Source organism: Acinetobacter sp. F16 (assembly GCF_052712855.1).
On sequence record NZ_JBRATK010000007.1, the window covers coordinates 20,847 to 40,100 of the forward strand.

General features: G+C 40.0%; 20 protein-coding genes. 7 read left to right on the top strand and 13 right to left on the bottom strand.

All coding sequences use genetic code 11. From position 1 onward, the window contains the following. The first annotated feature begins 73 nt into the window (after positions 1 to 73). From rpoH to ACU0NF_RS05815, 4 genes are all read left to right on the top strand, one after another. Positions 74 to 943 (top strand): RNA polymerase sigma factor RpoH, encoded by an 870-nt coding sequence (gene rpoH, locus ACU0NF_RS05800; RefSeq protein WP_131267389.1) that lies wholly within the window; start codon positions 74 to 76, stop codon positions 941 to 943. Positions 944 to 1,090: 147 nt separating this feature from the next. Continuing rightward, positions 1,091 to 1,456, top strand: coding sequence for a DUF423 domain-containing protein (locus tag ACU0NF_RS05805; RefSeq protein WP_445660441.1), 366 nt, complete (start codon positions 1,091 to 1,093; stop codon positions 1,454 to 1,456). Positions 1,457 to 1,492: 36 nt separating this feature from the next. Beyond that, complete coding sequence (gene thiS, locus ACU0NF_RS05810; RefSeq protein WP_131383472.1) at positions 1,493 to 1,690, top strand: sulfur carrier protein ThiS; 198 nt, start codon at positions 1,493 to 1,495, stop codon at positions 1,688 to 1,690. 12 nt (positions 1,691 to 1,702) lie between these two features. Further along, positions 1,703 to 2,488, top strand: coding sequence for a thiazole synthase (locus ACU0NF_RS05815; protein WP_445660442.1), 786 nt, complete (start codon positions 1,703 to 1,705; stop codon positions 2,486 to 2,488). A 57-nt stretch (positions 2,489 to 2,545) separates the two neighbouring features. Here ACU0NF_RS05815 and ACU0NF_RS05820 read toward each other — a convergent pair whose 3' ends face one another. The 3 genes from ACU0NF_RS05820 to ACU0NF_RS05830 all read right to left on the bottom strand — a co-directional run bounded on the left by ACU0NF_RS05820 (position 2,546) and on the right by ACU0NF_RS05830 (position 4,273). Further along, positions 2,546 to 2,866 carry a putative quinol monooxygenase gene (locus ACU0NF_RS05820; protein WP_445660443.1) on the bottom strand — a complete coding sequence of 107 codons (321 nt, stop codon included), beginning with the start codon at positions 2,864 to 2,866 and terminating at the stop codon, positions 2,546 to 2,548. A gap of 26 nt (positions 2,867 to 2,892) precedes the next feature. Then, positions 2,893 to 3,474, bottom strand: a complete 582-nt coding sequence (locus tag ACU0NF_RS05825) for an NAD(P)H-dependent oxidoreductase (RefSeq protein ID WP_445660444.1) — start codon at positions 3,472 to 3,474, stop codon at positions 2,893 to 2,895. 187 nt (positions 3,475 to 3,661) lie between these two features. Beyond that, entirely contained in the window at positions 3,662 to 4,273 is a 612-nt protein-coding gene (locus ACU0NF_RS05830) for a glutathione binding-like protein (protein ID WP_284066910.1), read from the bottom strand. A 219-nt stretch (positions 4,274 to 4,492) separates the two neighbouring features. Here ACU0NF_RS05830 and ACU0NF_RS05835 point away from each other — a divergent pair, with 219 nt between their 5' ends. Both ACU0NF_RS05835 and trmB read left to right on the top strand, forming a co-directional pair. Further along, on the top strand, positions 4,493 to 5,941 hold the full coding sequence (locus ACU0NF_RS05835; protein ID WP_445660514.1) for a SulP family inorganic anion transporter: 1,449 nt from the start codon (positions 4,493 to 4,495) through the stop codon (positions 5,939 to 5,941). Positions 5,942 to 6,095: 154 nt separating this feature from the next. Further along, positions 6,096 to 6,812: a tRNA (guanosine(46)-N7)-methyltransferase TrmB gene (gene trmB, locus ACU0NF_RS05840; protein ID WP_131383478.1), complete on the top strand. Its 717-nt coding sequence runs from the start codon at positions 6,096 to 6,098 to the stop codon at positions 6,810 to 6,812. A 61-nt stretch (positions 6,813 to 6,873) separates the two neighbouring features. Here trmB and ACU0NF_RS05845 read toward each other — a convergent pair whose 3' ends face one another. From ACU0NF_RS05845 to ACU0NF_RS05880, 8 genes are all read right to left on the bottom strand, one after another. Beyond that, positions 6,874 to 7,548, bottom strand: a complete 675-nt coding sequence (locus ACU0NF_RS05845; protein ID WP_445660445.1) for a class I SAM-dependent methyltransferase — start codon at positions 7,546 to 7,548, stop codon at positions 6,874 to 6,876. Between the two features lie 64 nt (positions 7,549 to 7,612). After that, positions 7,613 to 8,392: a Rossmann-like and DUF2520 domain-containing protein gene (locus tag ACU0NF_RS05850; RefSeq protein WP_131383482.1), complete on the bottom strand. Its 780-nt coding sequence runs from the start codon at positions 8,390 to 8,392 to the stop codon at positions 7,613 to 7,615. Positions 8,393 to 8,546: 154 nt separating this feature from the next. After that, a complete protein-coding gene (locus ACU0NF_RS05855; protein ID WP_445660446.1) occupies positions 8,547 to 10,031 on the bottom strand; it encodes an OmpA family protein in 1,485 nt (494 codons plus the stop codon). A gap of 153 nt (positions 10,032 to 10,184) precedes the next feature. After that, positions 10,185 to 11,087 (bottom strand): lysozyme inhibitor LprI family protein, encoded by a 903-nt coding sequence (locus tag ACU0NF_RS05860; protein WP_445660447.1) that lies wholly within the window; start codon positions 11,085 to 11,087, stop codon positions 10,185 to 10,187. 41 nt (positions 11,088 to 11,128) lie between these two features. Beyond that, on the bottom strand, positions 11,129 to 11,866 hold the full coding sequence (locus ACU0NF_RS05865) for a hypothetical protein (RefSeq protein WP_131383486.1): 738 nt from the start codon (positions 11,864 to 11,866) through the stop codon (positions 11,129 to 11,131). Positions 11,867 to 11,985: 119 nt separating this feature from the next. After that, the gene (locus tag ACU0NF_RS05870) at positions 11,986 to 13,221 is read right to left on the bottom strand and encodes a dihydroorotase (RefSeq protein WP_131383488.1); all 1,236 of its coding nucleotides are present in this window, start codon (positions 13,219 to 13,221) and stop codon (positions 11,986 to 11,988) included. 9 nt (positions 13,222 to 13,230) lie between these two features. After that, a complete protein-coding gene (locus ACU0NF_RS05875; RefSeq protein WP_131383490.1) occupies positions 13,231 to 14,247 on the bottom strand; it encodes an aspartate carbamoyltransferase catalytic subunit in 1,017 nt (338 codons plus the stop codon). A 232-nt stretch (positions 14,248 to 14,479) separates the two neighbouring features. Beyond that, entirely contained in the window at positions 14,480 to 14,824 is a 345-nt protein-coding gene (locus tag ACU0NF_RS05880) for a hypothetical protein (RefSeq protein WP_370983008.1), read from the bottom strand. Between the two features lie 232 nt (positions 14,825 to 15,056). Here ACU0NF_RS05880 and rlmKL point away from each other — a divergent pair, with 232 nt between their 5' ends. After that, positions 15,057 to 17,261, top strand: a complete 2,205-nt coding sequence (gene rlmKL, locus ACU0NF_RS05885) for a bifunctional 23S rRNA (guanine(2069)-N(7))-methyltransferase RlmK/23S rRNA (guanine(2445)-N(2))-methyltransferase RlmL (protein ID WP_131383494.1) — start codon at positions 15,057 to 15,059, stop codon at positions 17,259 to 17,261. A gap of 43 nt (positions 17,262 to 17,304) precedes the next feature. Here the strand turns inward: rlmKL and ACU0NF_RS05890 are convergent, their stop codons facing one another. Next, positions 17,305 to 17,751: a hypothetical protein gene (locus ACU0NF_RS05890; RefSeq protein ID WP_131383496.1), complete on the bottom strand. Its 447-nt coding sequence runs from the start codon at positions 17,749 to 17,751 to the stop codon at positions 17,305 to 17,307. 191 nt (positions 17,752 to 17,942) lie between these two features. Further along, entirely contained in the window at positions 17,943 to 19,220 is a 1,278-nt protein-coding gene (locus ACU0NF_RS05895) for a DUF945 family protein (RefSeq protein ID WP_370983009.1), read from the bottom strand. Positions 19,221 to 19,254 lie beyond the last annotated feature (34 nt).

Below are 19,254 nucleotides of genomic sequence, written 5' to 3' on the forward strand. Positions count from 1 at the left end.
TTCCTTATTTCAGGAAAATATTGGATTAAGATAAAATTTAAGTGGTTATGTCATCCATTCTGAAGGAGAACACATGAGTGACAGCAGCAATCAATTGATGCCCCTGTCATTATCGGCGCCAGGGGTAAATCTCGGTGCTTATATCAGTACTGTCAATCAGATTCCTATTTTAACGGCTGAACAAGAAAAAGAGTTGGCCGAACGCTATTATTACGACCAAGATTTAGATGCAGCTAAAATGCTGGTCATGTCTCATTTGCGTTTTGTGGTTCATATTGCACGCAGTTATGCAGGCTATGGTTTGCCACAGGGCGACCTGATTCAAGAAGGCAACTTGGGTCTAATGAAAGCGGTTAAACGTTTTGACCCGAATATGGGTGTGCGTTTGGTTTCTTTTGCCGTGCATTGGATTAAAGCTGAAATTCATGAATATGTGATTCGCAACTGGCGCATTGTTAAAATTGCGACCACCAAAGCGCAACGTAAGCTGTTCTTTAACTTACGTAGCTTAAAAAAATCGAGTAAAAAGCTGACACTCGAAGAAGCAAAATCGATTGCCAATGAATTGAATGTAACACCAGAACAAGTCTTGGAAATGGAAGGCCGTTTAACCGCTTATGATGCAGCATTTGAGGCTCAGGGCGATGACGATGATGAAGGTTCAACTCATGTCGCACCGGCTTTATATTTAGAAGACAATCGTTACGATCCAGCACGTTTAGCTGAAGAAGAAGACTACGAGCAACAAAGTACGTCTGCCCTGCATAGTGCCATGGGTCAGCTTGATGATCGTTCGCGTAACATTTTGCAGCGCCGTTGGCTAGATGATGAAAAATCAACGCTGCATGAATTGGCGGCTGAATATAATGTGTCTGCCGAACGTATTCGTCAGCTAGAAAAAAATGCAATGGAAAAAATCAAAGTCGCAATGTCTTCTAATTAAGCTATTGGACTTATTTTATTCATTTTTAAAGAAAGGGCTGCGTGCTCTTTTTTTATATTTAGACCTTTGTATTGTTGCTTTTTGCCTTTCGTATAAACCCTAATTTATGCTAAGTTAAGCGCAAATTTCCTCAGGTGATCATTGCTTATGTGGATTGCAATTTCAGCCCTTAACCTGGCATTTGCGGTCATGCTGGGCGCATTTGGCGCACATGGCTTAAAAGCACATGCAGGCGAAGCACAATTGGCGTGGTGGCATACAGCAACTGATTATTTTTTCTATCATGCCCTTGGACTTTTGGCGCTCGCCATTCTAAGCAAAGTTATTCCCCAACTGCCTATTAAAGCCAGTTTTATCCTGATTCAAGTCGGTATTTTATTTTTCTGTGGCTCACTCTACCTAATGGCTTTAGGTTTACCGCGCGTTTTGGGTGCAATCACTCCAATTGGTGGCGCTTTAATGATTGCTGGCTGGCTGGTACTGGCATGGAATGCTTTAAAATACGCAAGATAATTAATCAAGATAATTAAGCAACAGGAAGAAATGACCATGCAGATTTATTTAAATGGCGAAGCAAAAAATACCTCATGCACTAATTTATTAGAATTGATTCAAGAATTGGCCTTGGAAGGCAAACGCTTTGCTGTAGAACAGAATGAAATGATCATTTCCAAAAGCAAATTGGCACATACCCCTATTTGCGCTGACGATCATATTGAAATTATTCATGCCGTCGGTGGCGGCTAATTCGGAGCTCCCATGGAAGATACCCCGCTTATAATCGGTTCTCGTACCTTTAATTCACGCTTATTGGTCGGTACAGGTAAATATAAAGATTTAACTGAAACTGAGTTAGCTATTCAAGCCAGCGGTGCAGAAATTGTGACAGTGGCGATTCGTCGTGTAAATATCGGACAGCACCCTGACCAGCCAAATTTGCTTTCTGTTGTACCGCCTGAAAAGTACACCATTCTGCCGAATACCGCAGGTTGTTTTGATGCCAACAGTGCTATTCGTACCTGTATGCTCGCCCGCGAACTACTGGATGGTCACAACTTGGTGAAACTGGAAGTGTTGGGTGATGAAAAAACCCTTTATCCGAATATTACCGAAACTTTAAAAGCTGCCCGCACCTTAATTGACGATGGCTTTGAAATCATGGTTTATACCTCGGATGATCCGATTGTAGCGCAAGAGTTAGAAAGCATGGGCTGTGTTGCAATTATGCCTTTAGGCAGCCTGATTGGTTCAGGTTTAGGCATTTTGAATCCGCACACCATTTCTATCATTAAGGAAAATGCCAAAGTTCCTGTATTGGTCGATGCTGGGGTCGGTACAGCAAGTGATGCTGCTATTGCCATGGAACTCGGCTGTGACGGCGTACTGATGAATACCGCGATTGCGGCTGCACGAAACCCGATTTTAATGGCTTCTGCAATGAAAAAAGCCGTAGAAGCCGGTCGTGAAGCCTTTTTAGCGGGTCGCATGCCCCGTAAACGCATGGCAAATGCCAGTTCACCTGAAACAGGCTATTTCTTTAAATAAAGTTTTAAGCATTAAAAAGGACTCAAAAGTGTCCTTTTTTTATATTTCAAAATTGTACTAAAGAATTAAACCCTTTTGCATAATCCGGATTTTAACTTCAAGCACATCATCCTTAACTTGCTGTTGATAAGCTTGCATATGTGGTTGCTGTAAATGTGCATTCAAGTGTTCAACACTTTCCCAATGTTCCAACATCGTAATTGAATCGGGTAATTTAGTCTGATAACTCACATCCGATTCATGATCGACCAGTAACTCATAGCCATAACAACCATCTTCCTGCAAAACTATAGGTGTTATCTTTCTAAATGCATTTAATACATTTTCACGATGTTGGGCACCTGAGCGAATCTGAATATCTGCAATAACGGTCAACATAGCTTATTCCTTAAAAAATCCAACAATCAGGCAAAAACATCCATCAGATGTTGACGATACTCATGCTCATATTGAGTGACATTGGGCATTTTAATTACGTCATTTACGATGAAGGTGTTTAAACTTTTCATCCCTAAAAATTGATTGGCTTTATGAAATGGCAGATATACCCCGTCGACCCCCACGCCATGAAAAAATTGATCAGCATCATTAAACGCCTCCATGGGTGCATTCCAGGTTAATGACAACATATACTTTTTATCCTGAATGAGACCACCTGAACCATATTTTTTCGAGGCATCTGAACGTGAGCGGCCATCACTGGCATATAAAGTTCCATGCCCTTCTGTAAAAATATCATCAATATATTTTTTAACTGTCCAGGGCGCGCCCATCCACCAGCCTGGCATTTGATAAATAATGACATCTGCCCAGATATATTTTTGAATTTCTTCCTGAATGTCATAGTCGCTCTCTGCACGAGAAATTTTAATACTATGACCCATCTCGCCAAGCACAGCATTTGCCAACTCAGTCAACGTGTCATTTAATTCGCCATTCGAGTGTGCAAATTGCTTGGCGCCATTCACAATCAGGATATTACTCATTCATTCGCCTTTGATGATTTGTTTTTCAGAGGCCAATATACTTAAATATTTTATTGCTAAAAATTCATAAATTTGCAAAACATTATTGATAAAAAATCAACAATAGAATGATTAGCTCATTCAACACTCAATTATTTTAAAGCAAAGAAAAAGCACCCTCAGGTGCTTTTCAAATCGTTGCAAAAAATTAAGGAATCAGACCTTCATCACGCATGGCGATTTGTACCGATTGGCGTTCTGCCACTTTATTACGCAAGGCATTAATCTTAGTATACGGCGTGAGGTCATGCCCAATACCCTTAGACCAATTGGTTAACACAAATAAATAGGCATCTGCCGGACCAAAATTATCATCGACTAAATAGTCGTTATCAGACTCGCCAAAGGCTTTTTCAATATAAGTAAGTAAACGGTCAATTTCTGCATAAGCTTTTTCTTTCGCTTCATCTGACAATGGCGCACCGAAAAATACTGCATAAGCATCGTGTAATTCAGAGTTCAAGTACCCCAACCATTCAAGAACTTTGGCACGCCCTAAACCTGATGGCGGAATTAGATCTTGTTTGGGATCATGTTGTGCAAGAAACGGTAAAATTGCCACATTTTCGGTCAGAATCAAGCCCGGGTTAATTTCTAAAGCTGGAACATAGCCCTTTGGGTTAATTGCGTAGTAATCAGCACCTTTCTCTGTTGTATGGGTTTTTAAATTTACACGCTCTAAATCAAAATCGACATTAATTTCATTTAAAATAATATGTGATGCTAGTGAACACGCGCCAGGGGCGTAATAAAGCTTCATATCTGATCCTTGTTATTTAACTATTAACTGTTTTAAATCTCTTCTAACAAACTTTCAAGTGATCATACCTGTAAATTGCAAAAAAGCATCAATGCGTAAAAAACCTTTACCTTTAGAATATTGTCCAAAATGCAGTATTTTTCAAGTCAATCCGAAGTGCTTTTTTCCATAAAACTGTTTTAACATACCTCACTTTAAAGTTTGATGAAAATTAACCTTGTGATTAGCCTTAAAAAAGAAGAATGGTTTTCCAATATCCGCACCGATGTATTAGCAGGTTTGGTGGTGGGTTTAGCCCTCATCCCCGAGTCGATAGCCTTTTCAGCCATCGCCGGTGTTGACCCGCAAGTCGGTCTATATGCATCATTTTGTATAGCCGTCACCATTGCTTTCTTTGGCGGTCGCCCTGCCATGATTTCTGCGGCGACGGGTGCGCTGGCTTTACTCATGATTACTCTGGTCAAAGAGCATGGCTTGCAGTACTTATTAGCCGCCACCATTTTGACCGGCATCATTCAGATGATTGCAGGTTATTTTAAAGTCGCCAAGTTGATGCGCTTTGTCTCACAATCTGTGGTCTATGGCTTTTTAAATGCCTTGGCAATTTTGATTTTTGTGGCTCAACTTCCTGAGTTAAGCAAGATGGATAGCTTAGGCTATTTGTTTGTCGGCCTAGGTTTGGTGGTGGTTTATCTTTTCCCTTACCTTCCAAGAATTGGCAAACTGATTCCCTCTCCCCTGATTTGCATTGTCTTGCTGAGTCTAATTGCCTTATTTTTAGGCGGTGATATGCGTACCGTCAGTGACTTGGGACATTTCCCCGATACCTTGCCTATTTTCCTGATTCCGGAAATTCCACTGAACTTCGAAACCTTAAAAATTATCTTTCCTTATTCAATTACCCTTGCAACCGTGGGTTTATTAGAAACCATGATGACCACAACCGTGGTGAATGAAGTCACTGACACTGAGGGCGACCGTCATCAGGAATGTCGCGGTCAAGGTTATGCCAATATCGTCAGTGGTTTTATGGGGGGCATGGCTGGTTGTGCCATGATTGGTCAATCCATTATTAACGTATCATCTGGTGCACGTACACGTTTATCCACCTTAGTTGCGGGTGTGTTTTTACTGTGTTTAGTGGTTTTTCTTAAAGATTGGCTGGCCTACATTCCGATGGCAGCACTGGTTGCGATTATGATTATGGTGTCTTTCACCACCTTTAACTGGGATTCGGTGCGTAATTTCAAGAAGCATCCGAAGCAAAGTAATATCGTGATGCTGGCTGTGGTCATTATCGTTTTAGCCACCCATAATCTTGCGCTGGGTGTATTTGTCGGTGTGTTACTTTCAGCTTTATTTTTAGTGAATAAACTGGAAAGCGAAGTCAAAGTCAGTTCTGTATTAATTAATCAATCCACACGTCATTACACGATTTCAGGACAGATTTTCTTTAGCAGTTCAGACAAGTTTTTCCAGTTTTTTGACTTTAAAGAAAATATTTCCAAGGTTGAGATTAATCTTACCCATGCGCATATCTGGGATATTACTTCGGTCAACATGCTGAACAATGTCGTGCAGAAATTTAAAGATCAAAATATTGAAGTAACGGTTGTCGGCTTAAATGAAGCCAGCAGTACCCTGGTTGATCAATATAACCAAGCCTAATTAAATATAAAGAAAATATAGAGAGTCTTCGGACTCTTTTATATTTTTAACACGGCTAAAGTATTTTTAGCCTGTGAAAAATCCTAGAAAAGTTTGACTTGCTTGTCTTAAGACTTAAAATACCGCATTCGAATTTATTACATTTGCCAAAGTTATGTCGAACGATCAATTAGACCCGCAAGTCGTCGAGCTGGACAACTTGAATGAACATCGCGAAATTGTCACTTTTATGCGTCGTTCATCTCCGCTGAATACCTCTCAACGTACTGCGCTTGAACAATATGGTCACCTAATTTTGGAATATCCGGTGGGTGATTTACGTCAGCACTTTGAACATCCAGAACGTCCTTTAACGGTTGAAATTGGTTTTGGTATGGGCCGTTCGCTGGTACTTATGGCAAAAGCCAATCCTGAACGCAATTATGTCGGTATCGAAGTGCATGTTCCGGGTATCGCACAATGTGTATATGAAGCTGGTATGGCAGGTATAACCAACCTGCGTTTACTCGATGCCGATGCGATTCAAGTGCTTCGTGAAATGCCGGACAATAGCATTAATGCCGTACAGCTTTATTTCCCCGATCCCTGGCAAAAGAAACGTCATTTTAAACGTCGTTTTGTATCGCATGACCGTATGCCACTGGTTGAACAAAAACTGGAAATGGGCGGTACCTTCCACTCCGCTACAGATTGGGTACCGTATGCTGAATGGATGCTGGATGTGTTAGATAACCGTCCAAATCTTGAAAACATGGCAGGTAAAGGCAACAGCTACCCTCGCCCTGACTGGCGTCCACAAACCAAGTTTGAACGCCGCGGCTTAGAGGAAGGTCATACCATTAATGACTTCCTGTTCAAGAAAATTAAATAAACTTGAAAAACAAGTTCAAAAAATGGCTCATTCATATGAGCCATTTTTTTATTATCAAAATTTAGGCTTTGAGCGCCATAAAGCCTTGATAGGATAAAATTTGGGTAAAACGCTCTACAGAATCAAAGCCATTTAATTTTAATTGTTCAAATGTTTCCGGTTCCGACAACGGATAAAAGTCATCGTCTAAACGCTCAATCATTGCTGCTGATTGTGAAGTCGTCAAGCCATTTGTCTCACATACATGTTTCAGTATTTCCTGCTCCTGATCTGACTTGATTCGGGTCAAATCAAAAGTAATGAATAGTCCCTGATGTTTTAAACGTGAATAAATCGCTTTAAAAAACTTAGACTTGTCAGAATAACCTACAAAATGCGTAACCAGAATAGAAAGCGCTGCATCGTATGTTTGATCTGTTTTTAACTGGTCGACATCTCCCAGCACAAACTCCACCCGATGCGATGCATTTAAAGCATGGATATGATGTTTGGCTTTATCCAGCATGGTTTCCGACAACTCTGTTGCAGTAAAAGTCCAGTCAGGAAATGATCGCAATAGATAACCCAGCTCATACCCTGTGCCACAGCCTACAATCAATACATGGGCATATTCATCCGCATAGGTTTGCAATAAAGCCTTGATTTGCTGGTGTACAACATCATAGCCGGGAATTAATTTCCGAATATGCTCATCATAACCATCCACCACATACTGGCTATTAAAATCCTTTGCCATACGAACCTCCTTTTACAACAGATTGCCTAAATTTATTTGTTTAACTTTATTTCAGTTTAAGTGACTATTGAGGATGATGCGATTGCAAAATCTGCTGACTCATTAAGTTATACACTTTTTTTAAATCTTCGCGCTGAGCATCTTGTAACATCTGTTGATGCATATTCAAGATATTTTGATCGCCCCGCATTGCGGGTCCAGTCTGCATCTGTTTAGGATCATGCTGGACGGCTTTATGGGCCGTTTCTAAAATCAGTGGATAAAGCAGGGAGAAATCGACCTGTTGCGCATCAACAATCTGCTGCGCCATGTCATAACAATAATTGCTAAAATTACAGGCAAATACCGCAGCCAAATGCAGGCTTAAACGCTGTGCCGATGTGTATTGATAAACGCGACGGCTTAACTGACTGGCAAGCACTGTTAATAAAATCAGATCATCTTCAGACTTGGCCTCTACAAATAATGGCGTATCTGCCCAGCTTATTTCCCGATCCACGCTAAAGGTTTGTAAAGGATAAAACACGCCAGCACGTGCATGAATTTTTGCCAAGACTTCAACATCTGTACTGCCCGAGGTATGTACAATCAGTGCATCAGCTAGTTGATGATGAATTTCTTCAATTACGGATGCAATCACTTGATCACTGACTGCAATAATCACTAAATCTACTTCAGGATTTATCTCGGTGATATTCACCGTTGCCGTTGCACCCACTTGTGCAGCTAAAGCCTGTGCAGGCTCAAAACTGCGACTATAGATTTGGATGATTTGATGATGCTGGCTTAAGGCATGTGCCAAATGATATGCAACCCGCCCTGCTCCAATAAAGCTAATACGCATAGTATTTTCACAATTTACAATTGATCACAGCATGCCAATAAAAAAAGAATGAATCAATTCATCCTTTTGTTGAATCACCATTGAAAAAAAATACTTATAAAAAATCCCTGCGTCATACAGGGATTTAGTTATGAAAGCGATCCAAACTAGACTTCTACTGTTTGTTAACGCCTTGCTCATTTACTTCACGCGCGACACCTGTTTCAGTATTTAACACTTCAAACTCAATACGACGGTTTTTAAACTGGCCTTCAGGTGTTGCATTATCGGCTACAGGCTGTTCCGAACCATAACCGACAGCCTGCAGCTGTGCTGGGTCAACCCCCTGTTTTACCAAGTAGTCTGCAACGGCTTGTGCACGTTTTTGTGATAATGCTTTATTTGCTGCAACATCGCCCATAGCATCGGTATGGCCTTTAATCGTTAAATGTACCTGTGATGCTCGCTGAATCAAGGCTGCAGCTTGATCTAAAATAGATTTATTGGCATCGGGGATATTGCTGCTTGCGGTATCAAAATTGATAATTTGCATGTTCAGTGCAGTTGCAATATCTAATGCACGAATATTATCTGGATTAATTTCTGCCAAGGCTTTTTCAGCACTGATATTACCTGCGCTTATTGCAGTCGTGTTATCAACAGGTTCAGAAGCAGCACTAGCAGCTTGCGTCATCACGGTCATATTTTTAACCAGTGGCTGAATTCTAGCTGCCAATTGCTCTGCATCAGCAGGATTTGCGGTCTGAATAGAAAGTTGATCCCCCATCCAGGTCAATGATGCATTTGGAACATCTTTGACTAATTTCAATACACTTGGAATAGCATCTTGATCAATAAATTCAGTATGGTAGCTTGCATTCGTCTCTACGCCACAACCGATATTGTGATTAAAAATTTGTTTAATGTCTTTTTGCAAAATATCGATATAACTCGCATTGCCAGAATAGAGCTGACACGTGGTTAAATCCCCTGTCGAACCGGTACTGAGTTGCAATTTTGCAGGCTCACTGGTTGCAGTCTGGGCAGGCACACTACTTGCAGGCTCAGTTTCTTTTTTATCAGAGCAAGCCTTAAACATTAAAGCCAGCAGTGCTGCCAAAATAATAAAAGCAATCAGCGGCAAGAGAAACCCCGATTTCTTTTTTTCCTCAACTGCCCTATAAGGTTCAACTGCGGGTGCTTGGTGCAATGCGTGCCCAGATGCAATACTGATACCTAAAGCGCTTAATAGTGCGGGTGCCCAATGTGGCAAGGCACTCGACACCGCTGGCCAATGTGTCTCAATAAGATGTGCAATCGCGCTAGGTTCAGAAGAACCAGCTTCGCTTTCTAAAAACCCCAGTGTCGGCGCAATTGAGTGATTTAAAGTGGATTCAATGGTTCCAGTCGGGACTGTGCCTGAAACCTGTTCTAAAAATTGCTGCTTTAAATCGGGATGTGTTGCAAAAATATCACTCAATCTCGGATTTAATTGACTCTGTAAGTTTCCAATAAGCTCTGGCTTAGATTTAAAAAGTGCCAAGAGGATAGGAAAAAAACTGCTTAATGCCTGACTCTTTTCGCTAAGATATTCTGTTTCGCCCTCAAGGACAATCGCAGATACTTTCTGCTTCAATAAATCAATCAAATTAATATTCATCCATTATTCCTCTTATTCTGGTCTTATCATGTGTATTTTCAGTTTATCTGCTCATTTTTCAGACAGTGTAATTAATTGTATTATTTGAATACTCTTATTTTTCAGCAATAAAAAAGCCAGCCGAGGCTGACTTTTCTTATATTCAAAAAATAATTATTCTTCTAAATAATAAATTTTTTGACGCAACTCTGAAGTCCGTTGCGTTGTCATATTGGTTTCACAATTTATTCGATGGATTTCTGGATTATCTGAATGAGTACTTTCTAATTTACATTCCAACTCACGTTTTTTAAGCCAAAGTCTTTGCTCATCTAAAAGCTGACTACGAACTTCCTTGGTTGTCGAGTTCCAAACCAAATTTAAATTCTCATTCGCTTTATTTAAATTGGTTTTCGCTTCTGATATTAATACAGACTGGTATTCCTGTGCAGTCGCCTCTTCTTCCGCTACACGTTTGATCTCTTCTTGCTTGGCAACTTCAGCTGCATTTTGACGTGCAGTTTTAACCAAGGAATCAACTGCGATATCCCTGACGAAATATGCTAGAGCATCTGGATTTTCTAAAGTGACATAAACTTTTTTACCGTCATCTGTTGGCTGAACTAAATATTCAATTTCTTTTTTCAGCTGGTTTGCTTCAAATGACAGATCTGACAATACTGCAGCCTGAGCAATATTATTTTCATCATAAACAGCACGAGCGGCATCCGCATCTTTTACCATTTGATCTGGAACTTTGACTACAAATTCAGTTACGCAATACTGCTTATTACTATTGGGATCAGAATTATTGGTACGGACATCATTCACATTGAATGTAATTTGCTGAAGAGTACTTCTTAATTTCCCCATATCAATTGTAACGTTTTCACTATCAATCAACTCTTTGACACGCTCTGCAGCAATATCGCTTACCGTTTTACTGAAACTTTCAACAACCAACTGCTTTGCAGTTTCATTATCACATTTCACTGTACTGCCTGCGATTGATTGTACTTTGTCACAACCCGACACAAGCAACATGCAACCCACTAATGCTAATAATTTAAGTTTCATGATTATCCTATTTTCAATTCATCTTTATTTTAAAAAACTAATTATTCATACTCTTCGTCATAGCCTTCCGCTGCTGCAACGGCTGCTTGTGCTGCTTCTGTTGCTGCATCAGCAGCTACGATGGCTTCATTATTTGCATCATAAGTTGCAGTGTTGGCATTATTTCTTTGTATAGCGGCTTTACTCGCTTCCAGATTTCTAATTTGATTCTTTTCAATTTGTGGTTTTAAGAATGCATAAGTTAAAGTTTCTGAAATTAAGGTTTGTACGTTAGAGGTATTCTTAAGTAGAGCTAAAACTTTGTCACCTTTGTCAGTCGGTTGCAGAACATACTCTAGAGTTAAATGAATCTTATTATTTTCATAATTAACACCTAAATTATTCGCATGTTCTTCTACACTAACTGCATCAACTTTAGCTCTCGCTTCATCAGATTTTTTGACTAAATCAGAGGGAATCGTTGCTGTTAAATCAATTGAGCATGTCGTTTTTGGACTATTTGGATCAATAAAATCTGTTCTGCTATCAACTAGGCTAAATTGGATATTTTTTGCTGATAGTTTAAGTTTTGCCGGATCTAAATCCTTTATCGAACCATTTTTAATTAATTCTTTGAGCTCACGTTCTAAAGATTGTTCCAAATTATCCTGTAATACCTGTGTTACCAATGATGTTGCGGATTCATCATCACATTTCACATGTTTTGAAAAAAGACTATTACAGCCAGTTAAAGCCAACACTGATGCAAAGACCACAAGTGTTTTATTGTTAAGTTTCATTAATATACCCTCTTTTATTTACATAATTATAAACAAAATTAGCAATTAATAACAATTTGATCACAAAAAAAGCCAACCGAGGCTGACTTTTATAATTTTTAAAAAAACTTTTAAATCAATTAAGCCGTAAAAGTTTGAACCACTTTACCTACAACTTTTTGGTTAATAAGCGGCGTATTTTTACCTTGTGAAAGGATAGAATCTTTAGAAACTGTCCATTCAAGTTTAGGATCAACCAAAGCCCAACCCGATTCCTCAGTCCAGCGATCGATCATATTGGCAACTTTTGCCGGTGCAAGTGTCACTTTTTCAACCCATTCTAAAGGTTCAAATAACCCTTCATTAATGAGCTGAATACCAAATGCAACGTAAGTATCAAAAGCCGTCATACCCGGTTGCGTTTCAGCAAAAGGGGCTAACTTTGCAGAGCTGCTAAGCGGTTCATGATGGGTACAAATCGCATCAATCACACCGTCTTTCACACCCTGACGAAGTAACAATTTATCTTTTTCAGCACGAAGTGGCGGACGTACATGTGCCAAAGAATTAAAACCGTCGGTTAAGTTTTCGGTTAAATGCAGTTGATGCATCGCCACGTCAGCAGTAACAGGCAAGCCTTTATCTTTTGCAATTTTGATCAATTCAACAGACGCACCACAAGATAACAGCCCGAAATGTGCACGCACTTTAGTGGCTTCGATCATGAGCAAATATTTGGCAATTGCAACAGTTTCCGCCAATGCGGGAATCATCGGCAAGCCTTGACGTGAAGCAATAAAGCCTTCATGTGCACAGCCATCTTTCGCAATTTGATGTTCTTCTGCATAGAACACGACTGTCATGCCTAAGCCGGCCGCATATTCAAGGGTACGAATTACCACGTCATCATCCGCAAACGGTGCATTGGCATTCGAAACAGCCGTACAACCGCCTTTTTTCAAGCCTGCCATATTGGCCGGTTGTTTACCTTGCAAACCTTGTGTTTGCGCACCAATCACTTGTAGATAAATGCCGCCATCGAGCATGGCTTTTTCAACCAGGCCATGAATCAGTGCTCCATTGTCTTGTACGATGGGTTTTGAATCTGGCGGTGTAAAGACATGCAAAATACCATTTTCACGCGCAGCCTTTCCTTCAGATTTTAAAGTACCATGCTGTTGCTGACCCGGTTCACGTAAACGTGCACACAAATCGACCATGGTTGGCATCAGCCATTGACCTTGACCATCAATGCTTTCACTGATCTGATCTGTTTCCGCAACCAGTTTGCCGTTTTCAATAAATACCGTTTGTACGCGATCAGTTTTTTGAATAGGGTCTAAGACACGTACATTTTTAATTTTTACAATACTCATGACTTTACCTTATCCCGCAATTGCTTCAATTAAACCTTTTTCTTGCAACTGACCTTGCATAGACAGTGCCAGTACCGCCATACGCACCGCGATCCCATTGGTCACCTGATGCAAAATGACCGCTTGTGGACCATCAGCAATACTGGAATCAATTTCGACGCCACGGTTCATTGGCCCCGGATGCATCACGATGCAGCCCGGTTTCGCCATTGCTAGACGTTCTTTGTTCAAACCGTACATTTTATAGAATTCAGCTTGTGACGCCAACGCAGGAGAATCAATCCGTTCATTCTGAATACGTAAGGTAATAATCACGTCGCAATCTTTAATTCCGGCTTCCATATCATTGAACAGACGAACATCTTCGCCATATTCTTCAAAGCCATACGGCAGCAAGGTATTCGGTGCAATCACGCGAATATCTTTACAGCCTAAAGTTTGCAAGGCCGCCACATCTGAACGTGCCACACGTGAATGTTTAATATCACCAATAATGGCCACACTTAAAGCTTCGAATGGCTTTTTAGTTTCACGGCGAATGGTCAACATATCCAGCATCGCTTGCGTCGGATGTGCGTGACGGCCATCACCGGCATTAATAATCGCAACATGTGGGCAAACAGTTTGTGCAATAAAATGTGCCGCACCTGAAGAGGAATGACGAACCACGAAAATATCCGCTGCCATCGCTTCAAGATTCCACAAGGTATCTCGTAATGTTTCACCTTTTGAGGTACTTGAGCGTGCAATATCAATGTTCAGTACATTGGCTGACAAGCGTTTTGCTGCTGCTTCAAAAGTGGTACGCGTACGGGTGGAATTTTCAAAGAACAAATTCATGACCGTACGACCTTCTAATAAAGGAGTCGTTATCAGTTGATTTTGATCATTAAAAAAGGAATTGGCTGTATCAAGGATTTTGGTCAGGGTTTCTTTAGAAAGACCATCAATGGTCAAGAAATGTTTGAGATTACCCTGTTGATTGAGTTGAATCTGGCTCGGAGTATGCAATGCCGCCAAGTGCATGAGAGATTCCCGTTCAGTTAAGTTGAACTATTATACAGATATTCCCCTGTGGTTGGCAGTTGAAGTTTTCAGCATTCAGTGACTATTTACATGTCATGTAAATTTATTAATTAAAAGTAAGTGATTATTTTTACCCATTGATCTGTCCCAACATCTTATTTAACAAATTCTATTTATGGGAGATTGATTAAAATCAGGCTCTAAATCAAGACAGTCTTTAGAGCCTAAAAAATTAACGCAATGCACCAATATAGTGATGTGACACTTGTGCTCTATAAATTTCTTCTTCTGTTACTTCCGATTCATATGTTTCTGCTATTTCTTTCTCAATCTTAATTTGATCAGGTTCAAGGTCAAATACCAGTAAAGAACGCAGACGCTCAGCTTGCCGCTGCAACTCGGAATCATTCGCAGATAAAGCAAGATCAATCACATGTTTTGTATAATCTTGATTTTGCATCAGATACGTCACATCAATCACACGCCCTGTTACCCGCCTTAATCGGGCATAAATCAATGTTGCAATAGAAAATGCTTCAGAACGGTTCAAAAACCCATTTATAGTCGTGTCTTGCATCCAATGTCCCCTAATCAAATCAAACGAATTAAAAAATAATAGTTACAGTCAAAATCACATGACTCATAACCAATAAACAGGATGATCAGCAAAATACATACCAGTTAGGCAAGCTTAATAGAGAAAAATCATATATTTCCTCATCAAGCCCAAGCTTTGCCCGAATTTATAAACTTTTCAGGGCTAAAATACGTTAAAATGATAGATTGCTTAGCTGCTTTTGGAAATTTGCATGAATTCGAAACTACGTCTTTCTACATACTGGGTCACCTGTGCAGATGGGCTTGAAACCTTACTCCAAGAAGAATTGGAAGGTTTAGGTGTTCAAAATATTGAACGCTTTCCAGGACGTTTAGTTTTCCAAGGCACGCTAGAAAATGCATACCGTATTTGCATGTGGTCACGTTTGGCTTCTCGTGTCTTGACACCTATTCATACCCATGAATTAGAGTTCACACATGATGCACGTGATGTGGCGGAAGAATTGTACGAAGGTGCAATGAACTTTGACTGGTCTCTTATTTTTGCAACACAAAGTACATTTGCCATTCGTTTACACGTTGAACGTGACATCAAAGTAAATACTCAATTTGCGACGTTACGAGTAAAAGATGGTGTGGTCGATTCCTTTATGGAAGCTGTAGGCAAACGCCCAAGCATCGACATCAAACAACCTGAAATTACTTTATATGTGCTTGCTGGTAAAACTCAGCATACCTATTGCCTGGATTTATCAGGTGATTCTTTACATAAACGTGGCTACCGTCATTTCATGACCGATGCGCCAATTAAAGAAAACCTTGCAGCTGCAATTCTGCAAAAAGCCAAATTAATCGAACGTAAGCCTGACATTATCTTAGACCCAATGTGTGGTTCAGGAACATTCATTATTGAATCATTGATGATGCTCACCGATCGTGCACCGGGTCTGGTCCGTCGTTTTGGTTTCAGTGGCTGGAATGGACATAATCATGACTTATGGATGTCGATTAAAGCTGAAGCAGCTGAACGCCATCAAGCCGCATTAGAAAAACCACTCCCTCAGTTCTATGCTTATGATGCTGACTGGGAAGCGGTAAAGGCGACCAAGCAAAACATTATTGCAGCAGGCTTTGAAGCCATACTCGATCAAATCAAAATTGAAGAACGTACCCTTGCAGATTGGCCTGATTTCCAGGCTGAAGGAAAAACTTCATTTATCGTGACCAACCCACCGTATGGGGAGCGTTTAGGTGAAAAAGCCTCAAATCGCGCCTTGTATTTAGGCTTATCGGCTCTTTTACAAAAGAACTTCCCGAATCAATATGCGGCAGTCATTGCTGCACAAGTTGAACAAGCCGATGTGCTGGCATTCAATGATCCGCAAATTCTGCGTTTGATGAATGGTAAACTTCCTATTTACGTACGTTTCGGCACCATCAAACCTGCAACTGCAAGCCAGCCATTTTTGGCAACTTGGCAACCGCAACAATTTGAGCCAATTGAAGGTGCCGAGGACTTTACCAACCGTTTGCAAAAAAATATTCAAGCCTTAAAAAAATGGGCTGTGAAAGAAAATATCTATTGCTTACGTCTATACGATGCAGATTTACCTGACTTTAATGTCGCGGTGGATTTGTATGGCGACCGTCTGCATGTCCAAGAATATGCACCCCCAAAAACTATTGATCCTGAAAAAGCGAAAAAACGTTTTAACTTGGCTTTGGCGTCTATTCGTGCAGTCACTGGTCTAGGTCGTGACGCGATCTTTATTAAAACCCGTGCCCGTCAGGAAGGTAAAACTCAGTACGAAAAACAAAGTACTGCTTCTAAGCGTTTTATCGTTCAAGAAGGCAAAGCCAAACTTTTAGTCAACTTGACCGATTATTTAGATACGGGTCTGTTCCTTGATCATCGTCAGATGCGTTTACGCATTGCTGCTGAAGCCAAAGGCAAGCACTTCTTGAACCTGTACAGTTATACCTCTACTGCCAGCGTTCATGCAGCTTTAGGCGGTGCAGCAAGTACAACAAGTGTCGATTTATCCAATACCTATTTAAACTGGTCAAAAGAAAACTTTGTACTTAATGGTTTGACGGTAGATCATGCTGATGAACAGCATCAATTCTTCTCAAGTGACTGTTTTGAATGGTTAAAAGAAGGTCATGAACAATATGACTTGATCTTCATTGATCCACCAACGTTCTCAAATTCGAAAAAATTCTACGGTACTTTTGATGTACAACGTGACCACAATTCTTTGCTTAAACGTGCCATGAATCGTTTAACCACTGAAGGCACCTTGTACTTCTCGAATAACTACCGTGGTTTTGAGATGGATGAAGAAGTCCAAGCCATGTTCGATGTGCAAGAAATTACCAGTGAAACCATTGGGCCAGATTTCAAACGCAATACCAAAATCCATAAAGCATGGAAAATTAAACATCACCCAATCTAATGATGCTTTGCTTTAAATAATCCAAATTGAGATGGAGCGTGATTTAGCGTTTCATCTCAATGGTAATGCCATCGTAATAATTCATTCGCAAATTATCTGACTGATTCACCGAGTCAAATAAACGAATGGTGGATTCAGTACTGGCTTGTTTTTCATTTAGCATTAATTGTTCAGCCGCTTTCTTTTTCTGCATTTGATAATCGGATAATGCCGTTTCATCAATATTCTGCTTCTGAATCGCCTGATTGTTCTGATCACTTAATTTTTTACTTTCTTTTTTCTGCTGATCAATCGGTTGCGCAATACTATTTTGAGCACGCTGAATACTCTCGGCATCCAGATGCCGAGAATCACTCCTTTGTTCTGACAGTTTTTGGTCTGTTAACGGAACTTCTGCATAAGATCCTGAACAGATGATCAACAGAAGATTTATGATCACTATATCTTTTTGTAGCTGACTATAAACGCGTTTTTTATTTTTCATCTTCATGATGAGCTTTCCTTTTTTATTATTTATAATGAACGCTAACAATTTTTATATACAACACCAATGTGCTTTCAGGACTTCCCGATATTCTGTAGCAGCAAAAATATCCTTATTCCTTAGACTTCGAACAAGGCAGCACTTTGTGCTTGTTCAGGCTGCACATTTGGCAGCCTTTTTTACTTAAAATCGAGTTGTTAATTTAAAAATTTCTTTTCGCCATATTTATATTCAATTCCTATCTTTAAAACATCACCTTCTCGTTTGGCTTGTACTGCTTGCTGCATGCCATTTAGCATTTGTTCAAGTTCCTGATCAGACAATGTTTTACCCCCTTGCTGCATGTAATTGCTCATTAGGGTTTTCATGATTTTCTTGTCATATTCAACATTCGCCTGATACTCGACTAAACTGGGTGCCATTTTAACCAAGCTGGCAAATGAAGATTGATGACCGGGCATTACCTTGCCACTCAAGCTTGCCTTAGCAAACCCTTCACCCAAGTTAATCTGGTTATTTTGCGATTCAAAAGCAAAACCTTCATTCACAATGGATAAAAGATGATTAGCCAATTCTGGAGTCAGCTCTTCTTTAGCTACACACACTTCACTATTTTTTTCTAATAGATCAAAGAAAGCTTGTACTTTTTGTTTGTTTAGCGCCTTCAGATTGAAATTCATTTGCAACTTTTGCAAAGTCGGTATTTTGTGCATAACCACTTCTTTAATATTCAGCTGAGTATCAAAATTTACCGTATGTTGATCAATCCCCGTATTCATCATCAAAGCAAAATCTTTAAATTCTCCACTGCCAAATTGCTGCACATTTCGATCGGTACGTTTAATCGAAGCAATATTCAATTGGGTTTTCCCTTCATCAAGGGTAGAACTTAAACCTTGAGTCGTTTCAAGCTCTACTTCCCGCATCTCTAGGTGACCCAGTTTATCGCTCACAGTCATATTCGGTATTTCAAGTTTGGCATTCAATATTTTTAATTGATCGTCTTTGGATTTTGCATCTACTTTAAACGTCATCGAATCAATTCGAGTTTGTATATCCGCATCATTTTTTTCAAAAACTGGTGTCGTCAATGAGGAATGCACCACACCCAACCAATCAATTTGGGTTTGAGCAGTTAAAGGCTGTTTGAGTATTTTTTGAAAAACCTCACTACCTTGCTGTAAATTAATTTTCGATTCAATATGATAACCATTCCAGCTGCGTTTAATTTCATCCTTGCCTGTGAGCAGCAAGACATCTTTAGGTTTACACGGATCAAATGACAATTGAGCCGCCCAGTCTGCAGAACCCTGCATTGCGCCCATATTAAAGTTTTTATATTGAATCGAAACTAAATTGGTTTTTTGATTTTGGTGATAATACAAATGTAAACTTTTGTCTGCATACAAATTTCCCCCAATCGCCGCCGTTGCCAATACAACAAGACCACCCAAACCCCATATTAATTTTGACATCACCTGTCTCATTTTTTGCTTATTTTGTAAACAA

Coding starts and splice junctions, on each gene's coding strand:
- rpoH (WP_131267389.1), top strand. CDS start 74: ATGAGTGACAGCAGCAATCAATTGATGCCCCTGTCATTATCGGCGCCA.
- ACU0NF_RS05805 (WP_445660441.1), top strand. CDS start 1,091: ATGTGGATTGCAATTTCAGCCCTTAACCTGGCATTTGCGGTCATGCTG.
- thiS (WP_131383472.1), top strand. CDS start 1,493: ATGCAGATTTATTTAAATGGCGAAGCAAAAAATACCTCATGCACTAAT.
- ACU0NF_RS05815 (WP_445660442.1), top strand. CDS start 1,703: ATGGAAGATACCCCGCTTATAATCGGTTCTCGTACCTTTAATTCACGC.
- ACU0NF_RS05820 (WP_445660443.1), bottom strand. CDS start 2,866: ATGTTGACCGTTATTGCAGATATTCAGATTCGCTCAGGTGCCCAACAT.
- ACU0NF_RS05825 (WP_445660444.1), bottom strand. CDS start 3,474: ATGAGTAATATCCTGATTGTGAATGGCGCCAAGCAATTTGCACACTCG.
- ACU0NF_RS05830 (WP_284066910.1), bottom strand. CDS start 4,273: ATGAAGCTTTATTACGCCCCTGGCGCGTGTTCACTAGCATCACATATT.
- trmB (WP_131383478.1), top strand. CDS start 6,096: ATGTCGAACGATCAATTAGACCCGCAAGTCGTCGAGCTGGACAACTTG.
- ACU0NF_RS05845 (WP_445660445.1), bottom strand. CDS start 7,548: ATGGCAAAGGATTTTAATAGCCAGTATGTGGTGGATGGTTATGATGAG.
- ACU0NF_RS05850 (WP_131383482.1), bottom strand. CDS start 8,392: ATGCGTATTAGCTTTATTGGAGCAGGGCGGGTTGCATATCATTTGGCA.
- ACU0NF_RS05855 (WP_445660446.1), bottom strand. CDS start 10,031: ATGAATATTAATTTGATTGATTTATTGAAGCAGAAAGTATCTGCGATT.
- ACU0NF_RS05860 (WP_445660447.1), bottom strand. CDS start 11,087: ATGAAACTTAAATTATTAGCATTAGTGGGTTGCATGTTGCTTGTGTCG.
- ACU0NF_RS05865 (WP_131383486.1), bottom strand. CDS start 11,866: ATGAAACTTAACAATAAAACACTTGTGGTCTTTGCATCAGTGTTGGCT.
- ACU0NF_RS05870 (WP_131383488.1), bottom strand. CDS start 13,221: ATGAGTATTGTAAAAATTAAAAATGTACGTGTCTTAGACCCTATTCAA.
- ACU0NF_RS05875 (WP_131383490.1), bottom strand. CDS start 14,247: ATGCACTTGGCGGCATTGCATACTCCGAGCCAGATTCAACTCAATCAA.
- ACU0NF_RS05880 (WP_370983008.1), bottom strand. CDS start 14,824: ATGCAAGACACGACTATAAATGGGTTTTTGAACCGTTCTGAAGCATTT.
- rlmKL (WP_131383494.1), top strand. CDS start 15,057: ATGAATTCGAAACTACGTCTTTCTACATACTGGGTCACCTGTGCAGAT.
- ACU0NF_RS05890 (WP_131383496.1), bottom strand. CDS start 17,751: ATGAAGATGAAAAATAAAAAACGCGTTTATAGTCAGCTACAAAAAGAT.
- ACU0NF_RS05895 (WP_370983009.1), bottom strand. CDS start 19,220: ATGTCAAAATTAATATGGGGTTTGGGTGGTCTTGTTGTATTGGCAACG.